At 37.6% G+C, this 15,646-nt stretch carries 14 protein-coding genes, 1 tRNA gene and 2 pseudogenes; 6 read left to right on the top strand and 11 right to left on the bottom strand.

Translation table 11 applies throughout. From position 1 onward, the window contains the following. Window positions 1-3 precede the first annotated feature (3 nt). Both Q9Q86_RS03070 and Q9Q86_RS03065 read right to left on the bottom strand, forming a co-directional pair. Window positions 4-1,191 carry an HlyD family type I secretion periplasmic adaptor subunit gene (locus Q9Q86_RS03070; RefSeq protein ID WP_004913338.1) on the bottom strand — a complete coding sequence of 396 codons (1,188 nt, stop codon included), beginning with the start codon at window positions 1,189-1,191 and terminating at the stop codon, window positions 4-6. Beyond that, window positions 1,188-2,291: pseudogene (locus tag Q9Q86_RS03065) on the bottom strand (ATP-binding cassette domain-containing protein); the annotation flags it as partial. The gene Q9Q86_RS03070 and the pseudogene Q9Q86_RS03065, both read right to left, overlap by 4 nt. A 48-nt stretch (window positions 2,292-2,339) precedes the next feature. Between Q9Q86_RS03065 and Q9Q86_RS03060 the strand changes: the two are divergent. Further along, window positions 2,340-3,017 (top strand): IS1595-like element ISAju1 family transposase, encoded by a 678-nt coding sequence (locus tag Q9Q86_RS03060; protein WP_308150315.1) that lies wholly within the window; start codon window positions 2,340-2,342, stop codon window positions 3,015-3,017. A 14-nt stretch (window positions 3,018-3,031) separates the two neighbouring features. On the opposite strand, the pseudogene Q9Q86_RS03055 reads toward Q9Q86_RS03060, so the two are convergent. The 6 genes and pseudogenes from Q9Q86_RS03055 to Q9Q86_RS03030 form a co-directional block, all read right to left on the bottom strand. Continuing rightward, window positions 3,032-3,694 (bottom strand): annotated as a pseudogene (locus Q9Q86_RS03055) (TolC family protein); the annotation flags it as partial. Between the two features lie 309 nt (window positions 3,695-4,003). Next, complete coding sequence (gene lptB / locus Q9Q86_RS03050; RefSeq protein WP_004913352.1) at window positions 4,004-4,750, bottom strand: LPS export ABC transporter ATP-binding protein; 747 nt, start codon at window positions 4,748-4,750, stop codon at window positions 4,004-4,006. Beyond that, window positions 4,750-5,295, bottom strand: a complete 546-nt coding sequence (gene lptA / locus Q9Q86_RS03045) for a lipopolysaccharide transport periplasmic protein LptA (protein ID WP_004913354.1) — start codon at window positions 5,293-5,295, stop codon at window positions 4,750-4,752. The genes lptB and lptA overlap by 1 nt, the downstream gene beginning before the upstream one ends. Then, complete coding sequence (gene lptC / locus Q9Q86_RS03040; protein ID WP_112986827.1) at window positions 5,279-5,830, bottom strand: LPS export ABC transporter periplasmic protein LptC; 552 nt, start codon at window positions 5,828-5,830, stop codon at window positions 5,279-5,281. Before lptC ends, lptA begins: the two co-directional genes overlap by 17 nt. Before the next feature lie 38 nt (window positions 5,831-5,868). Then, entirely contained in the window at window positions 5,869-6,408 is a 540-nt protein-coding gene (locus Q9Q86_RS03035; protein WP_112986826.1) for an HAD family hydrolase, read from the bottom strand. A gap of 3 nt (window positions 6,409-6,411) precedes the next feature. Continuing rightward, window positions 6,412-7,389: a KpsF/GutQ family sugar-phosphate isomerase gene (locus tag Q9Q86_RS03030; protein ID WP_004913362.1), complete on the bottom strand. Its 978-nt coding sequence runs from the start codon at window positions 7,387-7,389 to the stop codon at window positions 6,412-6,414. A 259-nt stretch (window positions 7,390-7,648) separates the two neighbouring features. Between Q9Q86_RS03030 and cysS the strand changes: the two genes are divergently transcribed. From cysS to Q9Q86_RS03015, 3 genes are all read left to right on the top strand, one after another. Beyond that, the gene (gene cysS, locus Q9Q86_RS03025; RefSeq protein WP_112986825.1) at window positions 7,649-9,070 is read left to right on the top strand and encodes a cysteine--tRNA ligase; all 1,422 of its coding nucleotides are present in this window, start codon (window positions 7,649-7,651) and stop codon (window positions 9,068-9,070) included. A gap of 63 nt (window positions 9,071-9,133) precedes the next feature. Further along, window positions 9,134-9,209, top strand: a tRNA-Gly gene (locus Q9Q86_RS03020). Window positions 9,210-9,472: 263 nt separating this feature from the next. Beyond that, entirely contained in the window at window positions 9,473-9,952 is a 480-nt protein-coding gene (locus tag Q9Q86_RS03015; protein WP_112986824.1) for a copper resistance protein NlpE, read from the top strand. A gap of 88 nt (window positions 9,953-10,040) precedes the next feature. On the opposite strand, the gene Q9Q86_RS03010 is transcribed toward Q9Q86_RS03015, so the two are convergent. Continuing rightward, the gene (locus tag Q9Q86_RS03010; protein WP_035338572.1) at window positions 10,041-11,642 is read right to left on the bottom strand and encodes an isocitrate lyase; all 1,602 of its coding nucleotides are present in this window, start codon (window positions 11,640-11,642) and stop codon (window positions 10,041-10,043) included. A gap of 537 nt (window positions 11,643-12,179) precedes the next feature. Between Q9Q86_RS03010 and Q9Q86_RS03005 the strand changes: the two genes are divergently transcribed. Both Q9Q86_RS03005 and Q9Q86_RS03000 read left to right on the top strand, forming a co-directional pair. Continuing rightward, complete coding sequence (locus Q9Q86_RS03005; protein ID WP_004913372.1) at window positions 12,180-13,169, top strand: LysR family transcriptional regulator; 990 nt, start codon at window positions 12,180-12,182, stop codon at window positions 13,167-13,169. A 173-nt stretch (window positions 13,170-13,342) separates the two neighbouring features. Beyond that, on the top strand, window positions 13,343-14,668 hold the full coding sequence (locus Q9Q86_RS03000) for a hemolysin family protein (RefSeq protein WP_004913375.1): 1,326 nt from the start codon (window positions 13,343-13,345) through the stop codon (window positions 14,666-14,668). A gap of 31 nt (window positions 14,669-14,699) precedes the next feature. Here Q9Q86_RS03000 and Q9Q86_RS02995 read toward each other — a convergent pair whose 3' ends face one another. Then, a complete protein-coding gene (locus tag Q9Q86_RS02995; RefSeq protein WP_039046848.1) occupies window positions 14,700-14,963 on the bottom strand; it encodes a ribosomal protein L7/L12 in 264 nt (87 codons plus the stop codon). Between the two features lie 61 nt (window positions 14,964-15,024). Further along, the gene (locus tag Q9Q86_RS02990) at window positions 15,025-15,540 is read right to left on the bottom strand and encodes a hypothetical protein (protein ID WP_004913382.1); all 516 of its coding nucleotides are present in this window, start codon (window positions 15,538-15,540) and stop codon (window positions 15,025-15,027) included. Window positions 15,541-15,646: the final 106 nt, after the last annotated feature.

The following is a 15,646-nucleotide window of genomic DNA, read 5'->3' as shown; positions in this document are numbered from 1 at the left end:
TGCTTATCTTTCACGCAAAGCTTCTTTGGCCTTATTAAATGGTTTAAGTAGATAATCCATAACTGTTTTTTCACCCGTGCGGATATCAACTGTCGCTACCATACCTGGTGTGATACCAAACGCATGACCTGCTTTATTGAATAACTTGTCAGAGTCAGTGCGGATATAAACACGATAGTAAAATTGGTCTTGTTTAACTTCATCTCTAATCGTATCAGGAGAAATTACTGTTACTTTTCCAGTCAAACCACCGTAGATCGAATAGTCGTATGCAGTGATTTTCACTAATGCCTCTTGACCAGGTCGAATGAAAGCAATATCTCTTGGAGAAATACGTGCTTCAATTAACAGTTTGTCTTCTAAAGGAACAATCGTCATCAATTTACCGTTTTGCGGAATAACACCACCAAGAGTTGTTACATCAATTTCTTTAATCACACCACGCACAGGTGCTTTAAAGATTGCACGTTGTAAACTATCACTGCGTCCCCTCACAACTTGTTGTTGCGTTTCAATATCAGTATTTGCCTTCGATAGCTCTTCTCGGGCTTTTACATAGTATTGATTACGTGTGTCATTCATCTTATTTCTAAGATCATTGGCTTCACGCTTGAGTCTAAGTACTTCTACTTCACTTGCAGCACCTTTCGCAACAAGTGGTTCAGTCATCATCAATTCTTGTTGAACTAATTGTAAAGCTTGTTGGTAACCAGCTAATGATTGTTCTAAATTTTCACGTCTAGAATAATAAAGAGCGGTCTCTTCTTTGACTAATTTAGGTTCTTTGAGCACTTCTGCAGGAAATGCTAAAGGAGTTCCATTGACTTCAGCACGTAATCGCGCAGCAGTCGCTTGAGCAGAAGTTAAAAGTGATTTTGATTCACCGACATTAGATGCGAAGCGTGTTTGATCTAGTTGCGCAAGGATTTCTCCTTTTTGAACAATATCACCCTCTTGCACATTTAACTTCGTAAGAATACCACCTTCTAAAGATTGAATAGTTTGCTCTTTAGATGAAGGGATGACCTTACCCGTTCCTGTAGAAACTTCTTCTAGATTAAATAACCAAGCCCAAGTCAAAAAAATCGCTAAACCAATACATACAATCCAAATCACAAGACTTGAACGTGGTAAAGCTGGCTCTTTGTAGGATACATTCATAGAACGGTTGTTAGCTTGTTGTTCGCTCATGAATCTTCCCCTTGTTTAATTTGTTTTTGTTGGCCTGCTGATTGATTTAGAACTTGATCTCGTGGTCCATCCATTACAACCTTACCTTCGTTCATCACAATGATACGATCAACCAACTCAAGCACAGCTCGTCTATGTGTTGCGACGACTAATGTTCTGTGTCCTAACCAGCCTTTTAAGTGATCAATTAATTGTTTTTCGGCAATATCATCAATCGCGGCAGTCGGTTCATCGAGTAATAAAATGTTAGGTTGGCGAATCAGTAATCGTGCTAACAGCAATTCTTGCTTTTGCCCGCCTGAGAAGCCTACACCACCTTCTAAAACTAAATGATCTAAGCCCTCTTTTTTCTCTTGCACAAAGCCTAAAGCACCTGTCACTTTTAAAGCTTTTAAAATGTCATCATCTTTTGCTAAAGGCGCACCTAAGGTCAAATTCTCACGAATTGTTCCGTAGAATAAATGTGCATTCTGATTCAACAATGCCATATCACGGCGCACATCAGCAGGATCGATTAAGGTAATATCGAGACCATCCAAATGCACAGAACCATTTGATGGGGATTGCATACCAGCCAATAATTGTAATAATGTTGATTTACCTGCACCGTTACGACCTAAAATCGCAATCTTTTCACCAGCTTTAATTTTCAAATGACGAAGTGCAAGAATTGGACGAGAATCTTCTTCTGTGTATTGGAACATAACATTTTTAAGTTCATAGTCCCCATTTAACACTTCTTTATGAACCAGATGCGCTTGATCAGGTTGATCAACAGGTTTCTGCATTAATTCATCAAGACTTTTCTTCGCAACCTTAGCTTGCTGTAAACGTCCTAAAATCCCTGTGATTTGTGAAATAGGGGCAAGCATTCGTGAGGAAAGGATCGAACACGCAACCAAAGCACCCGTTGTCATCTCGCCTTCCATCACGGCAAAACATCCAACTAATACAACAGCGGCATAGGTTAAACCTTGAATTTTTTGTGTCAAAGCAGTTAATACACCAACGATCTTACGTTGTTGCATACTAATATCCGCAGACACCTCATTCATATGATTCCATTGGTTTTGGAATCTAGATTCTGCTCGTAATAACTTATGGGCTTAGGAAGTTAAGCATATCAAAAAGTATGGTAACTTCCTTATATGAAAGCAAAAAATAGATACTATTCCCGTTCAAGAATCACAGAGGCAAAATTCAGACAGATCATTCGCTTTTTTGCCATGGATTTAACTGCTTCAGATACAGCTAAACTCACCAATATTTCTGTACGTTCCATCAATACAATTTACATCAGGTTGCGTAAAAAGATTGCGGCTCAATGTGAGGAAATATCTCCTTTCAACGGTATCGTTGAACTTGATGAATCCTACTTTGGTGCTCGTCGTATTCGAGGAAAACGTGGACGTGGTGCATCAGGAAAAACCATTGTATTTGGACTACTCAAAAGAGATGGAAACGTATACACAGAAATTGTACCTGATTGCTCCAAAGCTACGCTACAGGGTATTATTCGGGGGCAGATAGAGCTTGATTCTGTGATCAATACAGATGGATGGAGAGGCGATGATGGTTTAGTTGATATTGGTTTTGACAAACATTTAAGAGTGAATCATGGGAACAACGAATTTGCATGCGGGGAGCGTCATATTAACGGTATAGAATCATTCTGGGGATATGCTAAAAAGCGACTCGTCAAGTTTAATGGAATTGACAAAAAGATGTTTTATTTGCATCTTAAAGAAACGGAGTATCGCTTCAATCATCGGAACGGTAATTTATATCTCGATTTGCTTAAATTACTCCGTAACAATCCTCTTTAACTTCCTAAGCCCCTAAGTTTTTTATAACGTTGAATATTAATAATCGTTTGTGCAACATCGAGTGAGATATCATCAATTTTCACCAAAACATTGGCTTGTTCCACAGCAAGTCTTGCTTGTTCTGTATTGACACCAGACTTCACTTTACCGAAGTCATAGACCATTTGAGATGCACTCAAGGCAAGAACTTGCTGACCTCTTGAACTCTTTTGTGTCAAATCACCTGTATTCATACCGCCCGTAATCTGCGGATAGTAACCAGCTTTAGCAACATCTATATTTGCATTTTGTGCAGCAAGAGTTGCTAAAGTCTGAGAAATCTCAGGATTACGTTGAACTGCGATCTGTACAGCATCTTTAAGTACGCGAGGCTGACTTTGTATAATCTGTACAGACGCAGGCTGCATAGGTCGCCCGCTACCGACTACGGGTAAATTATTATTCGATGGTGTCACCGTGAAATTACTTAGCTTTTGCATGTTAGCAACTTTGAAATCTTGGTTGCTTTTCGGTGCAAGCAGCTGAGCAATATTATTTTTTAAACTGTGATATTTTTCACTCGGTGTTTCTGCATGTACTACAGGTACGGAAAACGAAAATACACATAATAGCCATTTCAAATCTATACATGTTTTGTGTGCTCCATCATCTACATTTAAATCGCTGTTAATGCTCATATTCTTTTCAAATTGTTATCATTTAAAAGCCCATTCATTCTACTCATTTTTAAAATAAAAACACCATGAGAAAACTACAATTTACACATCGCTTAAATGTTTGTTTTTTGTAATATATATCACACTTTTTTGCTCATAGCTTAGCTATTATTAGCTTTGACCATAGATTTATTAAATTAAAATCAAATACATAAAAAAGAAGAATGAAAAATATTCCAGTAAAAGTCACGTATCTATTTATTATTTCTATTATTTATAAAAAGAAAAAGAGCTATTTAGCTCTTTTTCATATTGTTCAAATGGCTATTTTTAAACCACAAAATCATCACCTAAATACACTTTACGCACTTGCTCATTATCTAGAATTTCCTGAGGGGTACCTTCTGCAATGACTGCACCCTCACTCACGATATAGGCTTTTTCACATATCGCTAATGTCTCTCGAACATTATGATCAGTAATCAATACGCCAATACCGCGCTCTTTCAAAGTTTGAATAATATCTTTGATATCACCCACAGAGATTGGATCAACACCTGCAAATGGCTCATCTAGCAACATAAACTTAGGATCTGCTGCTAATGCGCGAGCGATTTCCGCACGGCGTCGCTCACCACCTGATACGCTCATCCCTAATGAATCTTTGATATGGCTAATTTTAAAATCATTCAATAATTCATTGAGACGTTGCTGGCGCTGTTGCTTGTTTAAGTCTTTTCTTGTTTCCAAGATCGCCATAATGTTTTCAGAGATCGTGAGCTTTCTAAAAATAGAAGCTTCTTGTGGAAGATAGCCAATCCCTTTTCGAGCACGCTCATGCATTGCAAGATCAGATAAATCGAGATCATCTAAATGAATCTCGCCTTTATCCATACGTACCAGACCAACAACCATATAAAAGCTCGTCGTCTTTCCAGCACCATTAGGTCCCAGTAAACCCACAATCTGCCCGCTCTGCATCGTAAAAGAAACATCTTTTACAACCCAGCGCTTACTATAATTCTTTGCTAAGTGTTTGATACACAAAGTTTGTGGTTGTTGTGCTGATTGTTCCATTAATCACGCGCCCCTGGGAAGCTTTTAGAACTAGAAGGTGGAATAATAATTTGAACTCGATTGGTAGATGAACCTTGAGCCTCAACATCACCTTTATTCATACTATATTTCAAAGTATTACCACGGATGCTAGAACCATCTTGATATAGATAAGCTTTTCCTGACAAAGTAATGATCCCTGTGTCTGCATTGTAAATAATAGTTTGAGCCTCGCCTCTTGCTAAGCCCTTATTTACATCCATTTGCTGCTGAAACTTCGCTGGTTGACCCTTTGCTGTAATAGTTTGAATTTCTTTCTTACTATTTAATGTTGCAACAATGGAATCTGCTTGTAGCTTCATCGTTCCTTGCTCAATCACAACATTACCCGTATACGTTGTGATACCTGTTTTATCGTTATAAGTCGCTCGATCAGCAACCAATGATAATTGTTGATTACGGTCTGATGGTAAGGCAAATGCTGAAACTGAGCTAAATGCAACTGCTATACACGCAACATGTTTTAGGAAAGCTAAACGATATTTAGAATTAGGAATTAGGCGCATACTTTCCTCGAACTTTGAAAAACTCATAATGACCATTGTTTAAATTTGCTTTCAGACCTTGGCTGACGAAAGCTGAATTTGGTGATTGCACTGTAACTTGATGTTGTGTTTCCAACTCTCTCGTTTTTGGATACCCAGTCAACTCATCAGTACGAAACTCCATTTTGTTGCCTTGATCTGATAATTTTGTTGCGACAACATCACCCATTAAAACAATTTTAGTATTGTCGTCATAACCTTTGGCTTGCTTTGCATAAAAAGTCGCATCTGGCTTACCTTGTTTAAACATCACGGCATTGAGTTGATCCAACTGTGAAGTTTTTGACTGCATATTTTGTTCTAATTGCTTGATTTCAGCACGAACGTACAAGTTACCTTGCTCATCCGTTTGGGTTAGGTGAACACCATGAGCTGAATACGTCATATTTTTAGCCGATTCAACATCAAGCTTTTTCGCTTTGCCGCTATAGTAATAGTAGCCACCGCTAATGGAAGCAACCACTACAGCAACAACATATAAAACTCTGGTATCCATAAACAGGGTTACCTAACCTTTGGGTAGTTCATTCTATATTAATGTGATACAGCTAAGTATTTTGCAAGTAGCTCTTGGTAAACACCTTTTGAAGTAAGCAACATGTCACAAACTTCTCGTACAGCGCCACGCCCCCCCATTGCTTGGGTGACAAGATGAGCACGACGACGTACTTCCTCATGCCCATTCGGTACTGTAATACTCATACCCGCAATTGCAAATGCAGATAAATCAGGCCAATCATCACCCATGTATAAACAATCTTCAGGGAGAATATTGAACTGAGCACAGGCTTCACGTAATGCTGCACCTTTATCTTCACGTCCCTGAAATACCAAATCAACGCCCAAATCTGACATCCGTTTTTCAACTATATGGCTTTTTCGTCCAGTGATAATGATCACTTTCATACCAGCCTGTTGAACCAATTTCATTCCTAAACCATCACGAATATCAAATGATTTAATTTCATCACCCGAATTCGTTAATGTTACAAAGCCATCGCTTAAGATTCCATCGACGTCTAGCACGAGTGCTTGTAAATGACGTGCTTGTTCTTGTAAAGCATAAGATGCCATGGCTTAATTTACTCCTGCCTGAATTAGATCATGCATACTAATAACACCAATAACTTTATTGGCATCATCAACAACTACAAATTGATTGATTTTACGCTCATGCATTTTTTCTAATGCTTCTACTGCTCGAGCTTCCTGAGAAACCGTAAGTGGATTTTTGGTCATGACTTCTGCAACAGGTAAATTAACATCAAAACCTTGCTGATGATCGATCATACGACGTAAATCACCATCAGTAAAAATACCTAGCAATCTATCCTGTTCATCAACAATAGTTGTAAGCCCAAGACGTTTATCAGAAATTTCGTATAACACCTTATTCATCGGTGTATCAGGTTTAACTTTTGGTAATTCTGAACCCGTATGCATCAAATGTTTTACATGTAAAAGTAAACGTTTCCCTAAAGCTCCAGCAGGATGCGAACGAGCAAAATCATCTGCTGTAAATCCACGCGCCTCCAACAAAGCCACAGCCAATGCATCACCAAGTACTAAGGTTGCTGTCGTACTTGATGTAGGCGCTAAACCTAATGGACAGGCTTCATCAGCGGCACCTAATGTTAAAGGTACATCAGCATTTTGTGGCATTGGCCCTTTATCATCACGACTAATCGTAATCAGTGGAACGCCTAGATGCTTAATCAAAGGCATAAGCATCATAATCTCATCACTTTTACCAGAGTTTGAGATTGCAATCAGCACATCACCACGCACCAGCATGCCTAGATCGCCATGACCCGCTTCACCTGGATGCATAAAAAATGAAGGCGTACCTGTTGAAGCAAAGGTCGCCGCCATTTTCCGTCCAATGTGACCAGATTTACCCATTCCTGTAACAACAACACGACCTGAACATTGCAATAAAATCTCACATGCACGATCAAAGCGTTCATCTATTTGTGTTGCAAGAACTTCAATCGCTTGCTGTTCGACGCGCAGCGTTTCTAGCGCGCTTTTTTGGAAATTTATCGTTTGTGACATGCAAGTTTGACTCAAAATAATGTTCAATCTACATAAGCGTAGATGATTTTAATCAAAAGAATTGCGGAGATTCTAGCATAACTGTTTGTGAGAGACGTTTCTAAATGTATAAGATTTCTTAGAAAATGAACAAATATAGAACCCCTATAATTTAATCAGTTCACTCCTTTAGAACATGTTTTTTTATGCGGATAACTTTATGAAAAATGATGCATACGTTATGATGTAACGCTAATTTTGTTGAGTGTTAAAAGCCCTTATGCAACCTTTTGTTTTATATAACTCTGAGCAACGTAAAAAAGTTGAATTTGTCCCACGCAAAGAAGGTCAAATCGACATGTATGTCTGTGGTATGACCGTTTACGATTACTGTCATATCGGACACGCTCGAGTTATGGTTGCATTTGACTACATCATCCGCTTCTTGCGTAGCCAAGGTTGGAAAGTACGCTACATCCGCAATATCACTGATATTGACGATAAAATTATTGCGCGTGCCAATGAAAATGGAGAAAGCATCCAACAACTTACTGCACGATTTATCGAGGCGATGAATGAAGATGCTGCTAATTTAGGTTGTGCTGCGCCAGATGAAGCTCCGAAAGCGACTGAATACATTGATCAAATGCAAAACATGATCAGCAATTTGGTAGATAAAGGTGCTGCCTATCCTGCAAGCAATGGTGATGTCTATTTTGAAGTCACAAAATTCGATAAATACGGTCGACTTTCTGGACGAAAACTCGATGATATGCAAGCAGGTGCTTCTGAACGCGTAGATGTTGAAGTTGAAAAGAAACATCCTTTTGACTTTGTACTTTGGAAACATGCAAAGGAAAATGAACCTGCTTGGGCATCTCCTTGGGGTAATGGTCGCCCAGGTTGGCATATTGAATGTTCTGCAATGTCGACTTGTTGCTTGGGTAATCATTTTGATATTCACGGTGGTGGTTCAGACTTAATGTTCCCTCATCATGAAAATGAAATTGCACAAAGTGAAGCGTCAACAGGCGAACAATATGTAAATTATTGGATGCATGTTGGATTCATCAATGTCGATGGGGAGAAAATGTCTAAATCACTAGGCAATTTCTTTACGATTAGAGATGTGATGGAAAAATTCCATCCAGAAGTGATTCGTTACTTTATTGTCTCCTCACATTATCGTAGTCCAGTCAATTTTTCTGATGTTGCTTTAAAAGAAGCTAAAACTGCGTTGAGTCGTTTCTATCATTCATTTAAAGCCTATCAACAAACATATGGTCAGAAAATTGTTGATGCATTAGATCAAAGTTTTGTTGAACGCTTTAATAACGCAATGTGTGATGATTTCAACACAGCTGAAGCGATGGCTGTTCTATTTGAACTTAATAAAGAGTTAAATCGCGCAGTTAAAGAAGAACAAGCTGAACAAGCAACAGTTCTCTACTCAACTTTACGTCAGCTCACAAATATTCTTGGTCTAGTTCAACACGATGTAGATGAATTCCTTAAATCAGATATCGGACAAGAAGCTCTAACACTTTCTGATGCTCAAATTGAAGACTTTATTCAGCAACGTGTAGATGCGAAAAAGGCTAAAGACTTTGCCAAGGCTGATAGTATTCGACAGTCTTTACTCGATCAAGGCGTGGTTTTAGAAGACACTCGCCAAGGTACAATTTGGAGACGTGCTGATTAATTCAACACTTAGCATTATAGAGAGTTGACAGTTTAATGAAATTCTCTATAATGCGTCCATATTGCGGGAATAGCTCAGTTGGTAGAGCATAACCTTGCCAAGGTTGGGGTCGCGAGTTCGAGTCTCGTTTCCCGCTCCAAAATTTAAAAAAGCTCTAGTCATTTGATTAGGGCTTTTTTTATTTCTTCTCATTCGATCATAAATCTACAAATAACTGTTTGGCGAATCCAGATTATTATCTATCCATCATTAAGCTTCCTAAACAAATTAAATAAAAATCATAATCATGGTGTAATCAGATTTACCAAAAGTTCAAGAACACTGACACTCATCCCCTACACTTTTTTTTCATAACTCTCATAATTTAATCCTTTGTGTTTTTTTAAATTAGGTTTAGTAAAAATGAAAAAATCTATTATTGCCCTATCGATTGCATCTATTTTTCTTGTAGCTTGTAGCAAAACAGAGAATAAAAAAACTGAAGAACAAGCACAGACTTCTGCCACAAGTGAAGCAGTAGCAGAAACTACAGTCGCAGATAACGCACATACTGCAGAAAATGCTTTAGATTGGAATGGTACTTATAAGGGTGTATTACCTTGTGCTGATTGTGAAGGTATTGAAACTAAATTAGAGTTAAATTCAGATAAAACATATGAAATTAAAGAAACATATCTCGGTAAAGGGGATGGTAAACCTTTTGAAAGTAAAGGTAGTTTCCAATTCGATAGCAAAAACCCTTCAGTGATTGAACTAGACCAAGCAGGTGATGGACGTAAATATTTTGTCGCTGAAGGTTATCTTAAAGCTTTAGATTTAGAAGGTAATGAAATTACAGGCGAGTTAGCTGATAAATATCAATTGAAGAAAGAAGCTGAATAATAGATTTTCTGCTTAATTATTTTTTTCTAGAAACATAATAAAAAAAACCCTGCATAAGCAGGGTTTTTTTTGAATCAATCAGAAGCGATTAGCCACCGAATTGGTTCATTGTGTTTTTGCTAGCATCACCAGCTTTAAGTGCGTTCTCACCAGCAAAGATTTCTTTGTGATCATCACCGATGTCAGAACCAGCCATTGCTTGGTGTTTAACACATGCGATACCACCGCGGATTTCTTTACGTTGAACGCCAGCAACATAAGCCAACATACCTTCTTCACCGAAGTAACCTTTAGCAAGCTCATGAGTAGAAAGAGCAGCAGTGTGGTAAGTAGGAAGAGTGATCAAGTGGTGGAATACACCTGCTTCACGTGCAGCATCAGCTTGGAAAGTACGGATCTTTTCATCAGCATCAGCAGCTAATTCAGAGTTATCGTACTCAGCGCTCATTAATTTAGCACGGTCGTAACCAGATACATCTTTACCTTCAGCAACCCAACGGTCATACGCTTGTTGACGGAAGTTTAAAGTCCAGTTGAACGATGGAGAGTTGTTATAAACAAGTTTCGCGTTTGGAACTTGTTTTTTGATGTCGTTTACGAAACCAGCAATACCAGCAACGTCTGGAGTTGGAGTTTCGATCCAGATCATGTCAGCGCCGTTTTGTAAGCTAGTTACACAGTCAAGCACAACGCGGTCATGTTGAGTGCCTTCACGGAACTGGTATAAACCAGAAGCTAAACGAGTTGGGCGGTGTAATTTGCCATCACGCTTGATAAGGATTTCGTCATCAGAAGCTTCAGAAATATCGATTTCTTTAGTGTCTAAGTAGCTGATGTATTGAGAAGCTAAATCACCTTTCTCTTTAGATACAGGGATCTTTTGAGTTAAGTCAGCGCCTTCAGAGTCAGTACGTGCAACGATAACACCTTCGTCAACACCAAGCTCAAGGAATGCATAACGTACAGCATTGATTTTAGCTAAGAAGTCTTCGTGTGGAACAGTTACTTTACCAGCTTGGTGACCACATTGTTTAGCGTCAGAAACTTGGTTTTCGATTTGGATTGCACAAGCACCAGCTTCGATCATTTGTTTAGTTAACAAATAAGTTGCTTCTTCGTTACCGAAACCAGCATCGATGTCAGCAATAATTGGCACAACGTGAGATTCAAAGTTGTCGATTTGTGAAATGATTTCAGCAGCTTTAGCAGAATCACCAGCTTGTTCAGCTTTTTGTAAAGCACGGAACAAATCATTTAATTCTTTAGCGTCAGCTTGACGTAAGAATGTATAAATTTCAGCGATTAGTTTAGGTACAGAAGTTTTTTCGTGCATAGATTGGTCAGGAAGTGGACCAAATTCTGAACGAAGAGCAGCAACCATCCAACCAGAAAGGTAGATGTAACGCTTGCTTGTAGTACCGAAGTATTTTTTGTTCGCAATCATTTTTTGTTGCGCGATGAAACCATGCCAGCAACCTAATGATTGAGTGTATTTGCTTGAATCAGCGTCATATTCAGCCATATCTTTACGCATGATAGCAGCTGTATATTTAGCGATGTCTAAACCAGTGTGGAAACGGTTTTGAACCATCATACGAGCAGCATCTTCTGGGCGAATCGCACCCCAAGTACCACCTAATTTTTCTTTAACGGCACGAACGTGCTCTAAAGCTGATTGATATGTCATGATATTTTCCTTTCAGGGATTGGCATCGAATGCACGCTGAAAACCATGCTTTTTTATAGGCTAGATTTCAAGCACTTCATCAATATGTTGCACAGCTTAGTCTTTGCCAAGAGATTAATCCAATATTCTTGGGTAATTTTCGGTATTTTTTTTTGAAATATGCCTTTGAACATGAATTTATAGCGAGTCCGAGTCATTACAAACCATTGTTTTAAATAATATTTAATTAAGCTTAATAATTAGATTAGAAAATCAAAAATATTAAAAATGAATATCTTTTAATCGCTCATCTTTCAGAGTTCCACCCCTAAAATTTTATCAAATTGACATTTTTTGCCATTTAATAGGTCATTTATTTTGTTATTTACTAAACAATTATGCTTGATATCTTTGGCTAATTCTAAACCAAATTTAGATGTACTTTAGTTTTTCTCAAATTGCGTTTTTAACTGCGCTTTTTGGCGGATTAAATTACACAAAAGCCTTTAGATATGTCATAATTCAACACAATTTAAATATTTTATTCTCGGTATTTTTTTTATGAATCTGGAGCGGGTCGATCTCAATTTATTAATTTATCTTGATGTACTACTTCGTGAAAAAAATGTCACACGCGCAGCAGAACAATTAGGCGTTACTCAGCCTGCCATGAGTAATATTCTAAGAAGATTGCGTAATCTATTTAATGACCCCCTGCTTATTCGCTCTTCAGAAGGTATGACTCCAACTGAACGTGCTTTAGAACTACAACCCCGTATTCGTGATGCCCTTTCTGATCTATCAATGATCTTAGAGCCGCGAACTGAATTTAGACCCTATACAAGTAATCGCGTTTTCCGAATCATGACATCGGACTATGCTGAAGCAACTTTAGTACCGAGATTAGTTAAAGCTCTTCGTTCTGAAGCACCAAACGTTGTACTCGACTTTTTAACTCCAAGTGATGTTTCATATCGTGATATGGAACAAGGTAAAGTTGATTTAGCAATTAACCGTTTTAATGAAATTCCTCAAAGCTTCCACCAAGTCTTAGTTTGGCGTGATAGCTTTAGCTGTATCCTTAATGACAAACATCCAGCTGTCACGCACCTCAATTTAAAAAGCTATTTAGATGCTCAACATATTTGGGTTTCTAAAACTGGCATGGGCGTGGGTTTTGGTGTTAACCCTGATAAACAAGCTGGTTTGGGCTGGATTGATCAAGCCTTAGAGCGGATTGGTCAACGACGTAAAATTTCAGTATTTACACGTCATTATCAAATGCCAGCTCTTTTAGCTCAAAATGTAGATTTGATTGCGACGCTACCAACACGTATGGCGCGCCTTCAAACTCAAAATCCGAAATTAGTCATCAAAGACCCTCCATTTTATATTCCAGAATTTGAATTAAAAATGGCATGGTGTCCTTTACTCCACCACCATCCTGCACATCGTTGGTTAAGACAATTAATTTTATTTGTCGCACGCCAAATGATTGAGGAAGAAAACCGTGAATTTTTTATAAATAATTCACAATTTTCACAATACTAAAACAAGCTATTGTAAAAATATTGCGAGTTTGTTGAAATATCAGCAGATTCTACTTTTTTGAGAATATGCTGTTTTCATAAATAAGATTATTACACTGAGGTAAGGATTGAGTTACCTCAGTGCTTTTTTTGTGTTACAACATATTCATAATAATGATGAACCACAGGTGATATGTGAGTCTCTTCCAAAATATTATAGTTATTATTTTACTGATTTCAGCAGCAGGTTTTTTATCACTTACTGAAATTGCACTTGCAGGTGCTCGAAAAGTTAAATTAAAAATCCTTGCTGAATCAGGTGAAACCCGCGCACAAAAAGTTTTGGATTTACAAGAACAATCCGCTGATTTCTTTGCTGCATCACAAATTGGTTTAAATGCAGTTGCGATTCTGGGTGGTATTCTAGGTGAAGCAGCTTTTCGTCCATTTTTTGTAGAAATGATTAAAGGTTTTTATGCTGGCCCTTGGTTAGAAACCATTGGTTTTGCCCTATCATTTACTATGGTCACTTCACTATTCATTTTATTTGCTGATTTAATGCCAAAACGCTTGGCAATGATCGCTCCAGAAAAAATTGCAATTAGCGTTATTGATCCCATTCAAGTTTTTATCAAGGTTTGCAAACCCTTAGCTTGGGGAATTAATGCGATTGCAAACTTGTTATTTCGCTTATTTAAGGTAAATACCATTCGTGATGACAACATTACTTTTGATGATATTTCAGCAGTAATGGATGCAGGTGCACAAGCGGGTGTCTTACAAAAGCAAGAACATCACTTTATTGAAAATGTATTTGAACTTGAAGAACGAACTGTTCCCTCAAGTATGACTACACGTGAAAACGTGGTTTATTTTACTTTGACGGAACATGAAGATAGCATCCGTCAAAAGTTAGCTGAATATCCTTATTCAAAATTTGTCGTGTGTAATGAACATATCGACCAAGTTATTGGGTATGTCGATGCTAAAGATATCCTGATTCGTATCTTAAACAAGCAATCCTTCACACAATTGAATGAATCAACTATTCGTAATGTACTCATTATTCCAGACACACTCACCTTATCTGAACTACTAGACCGTTTTCGCTCAACTAAAGAAAAATTTGCTGTTGTTATCAATGAATATGCTTTAGTCGTTGGTGTTATCACCCTGAGCGACATTATGATTACCGTTATGGGTGATTGGGTCACACCAATGGATGAAGAGCAACAAATTATTAAACGTGATAATCACTCTTGGTTAATTGATGGCAGCACACCAATTGAGGATGTAAAACACGTTCTAGAAATTGAAGAGTTTCCAGAAAATGAAAACTACGAAACGATCGCTGGTTTCATCATGTATCGTTTGCGTAAGATCCCTCGCCCTGCGGATGCGGTAGAATATGCAGGATTTAAATTTGAAGTCGTCGATATTGATCATTATAAAATTGACCAATTGTTGGTGACTCAGATTATGCCAAATCAAGAGAATGCTTTAAAAGATCACGAAGAATAATGTAAATATAAAAAGCCCAACATTGGGCTTTTTATTTAAAAATAAACCAAACAAGCATAGCGATTAAGAAAAGAAAAACGACCAGAAACTGAATGCCACTGCGACTACGTTGAGCCAATTGTTCTTGTATAAATACTTGCTCATTTGGGTGAGTATCTAAATAACGATCTACTAAATCCTTAGACTCTTTCAGACCTAGACCCGTTTTTTCACGTGTTATTTTTATCGCATCAATTAATTTACCTGACCTTAATGCAATTAAAGCTTCATGTGGTAACTCTTCCATTTGAGTCATGTGCCAAACATCCTTGTTTTTCTAATCCATTAATTTATAAAAATTTTTATATGATAATTTTTTAGTTACCACCATACAAAGAAATTAGTTCATCTAATGTCGCTTGATAATGAATAAGAATATCTTCTGATAAAATTTTATATGCATTATCAAATTGCACCATTGGCCAACCTTCTTTCCAAAATGGGAAAATATTATGCAAACCTTCTGTCACAATTGCATCTTCGCGTGTGATAGCTTGAGAAACCTGAGATAAAACTTGAGCTGTTTCTGCCCCATCAATTGCTAAATAATCAATACCACGTACTTTTAAGATTCGGATACGATCTTTTTTATAACGTATTTTTTTGGCCTGTCCTGCATTTAGCCCCAAAGCTAAAGTAACAGCCTCTACAAACTTCTCTTCAAAACTATTATTCAGCGCAACCAAAGCATTTTTGTGTGCTTCTTGACGACCAACTTTCCCACCATTACGAATGATCTCTTTAGCTTCAACATCAAGCTCATCTTTTTTCATAGACTGTAAAATGTCTAAAATTTCGATATCGCTTAAATACTCAGGAGATTGTTCAGTCATGGGAGTCCAAATACAAAAATTCAAAGCACTATTGTCGCATAAAAGTAAAATTAAAACAGAACTAAAATATTCTTACGTAATGCATAAAAAGATGAAATAAAAAGTT

The organism is Acinetobacter sp. A22, assembly GCF_030913345.1.
Lineage (GTDB): Bacteria > Pseudomonadota > Gammaproteobacteria > Pseudomonadales > Moraxellaceae > Acinetobacter > Acinetobacter junii.
The sequence above is the reverse complement of the archived record's forward strand: the minus strand, read 5'-3'. Positions and strand labels throughout refer to the sequence as shown.

Excerpts from the sequence above, each read along its gene's own strand:
- Q9Q86_RS03070 (WP_004913338.1), bottom strand. The coding sequence starts at position 1,191 with ATGAGCGAACAACAAGCTAACAACCGTTCTATGAATGTATCCTACAAA.
- Q9Q86_RS03060 (WP_308150315.1), top strand. The coding sequence starts at position 2,340 with ATGAAAGCAAAAAATAGATACTATTCCCGTTCAAGAATCACAGAGGCA.
- lptB (WP_004913352.1), bottom strand. The coding sequence starts at position 4,750 with ATGGAACAATCAGCACAACAACCACAAACTTTGTGTATCAAACACTTA.
- lptA (WP_004913354.1), bottom strand. The coding sequence starts at position 5,295 with ATGCGCCTAATTCCTAATTCTAAATATCGTTTAGCTTTCCTAAAACAT.
- lptC (WP_112986827.1), bottom strand. The coding sequence starts at position 5,830 with ATGGATACCAGAGTTTTATATGTTGTTGCTGTAGTGGTTGCTTCCATT.
- Q9Q86_RS03035 (WP_112986826.1), bottom strand. The coding sequence starts at position 6,408 with ATGGCATCTTATGCTTTACAAGAACAAGCACGTCATTTACAAGCACTC.
- Q9Q86_RS03030 (WP_004913362.1), bottom strand. The coding sequence starts at position 7,389 with ATGTCACAAACGATAAATTTCCAAAAAAGCGCGCTAGAAACGCTGCGC.
- cysS (WP_112986825.1), top strand. The coding sequence starts at position 7,649 with ATGCAACCTTTTGTTTTATATAACTCTGAGCAACGTAAAAAAGTTGAA.
- Q9Q86_RS03015 (WP_112986824.1), top strand. The coding sequence starts at position 9,473 with ATGAAAAAATCTATTATTGCCCTATCGATTGCATCTATTTTTCTTGTA.
- Q9Q86_RS03005 (WP_004913372.1), top strand. The coding sequence starts at position 12,180 with ATGAATCTGGAGCGGGTCGATCTCAATTTATTAATTTATCTTGATGTA.
- Q9Q86_RS02995 (WP_039046848.1), bottom strand. The coding sequence starts at position 14,963 with ATGACTCAAATGGAAGAGTTACCACATGAAGCTTTAATTGCATTAAGG.
- Q9Q86_RS02990 (WP_004913382.1), bottom strand. The coding sequence starts at position 15,540 with ATGACTGAACAATCTCCTGAGTATTTAAGCGATATCGAAATTTTAGAC.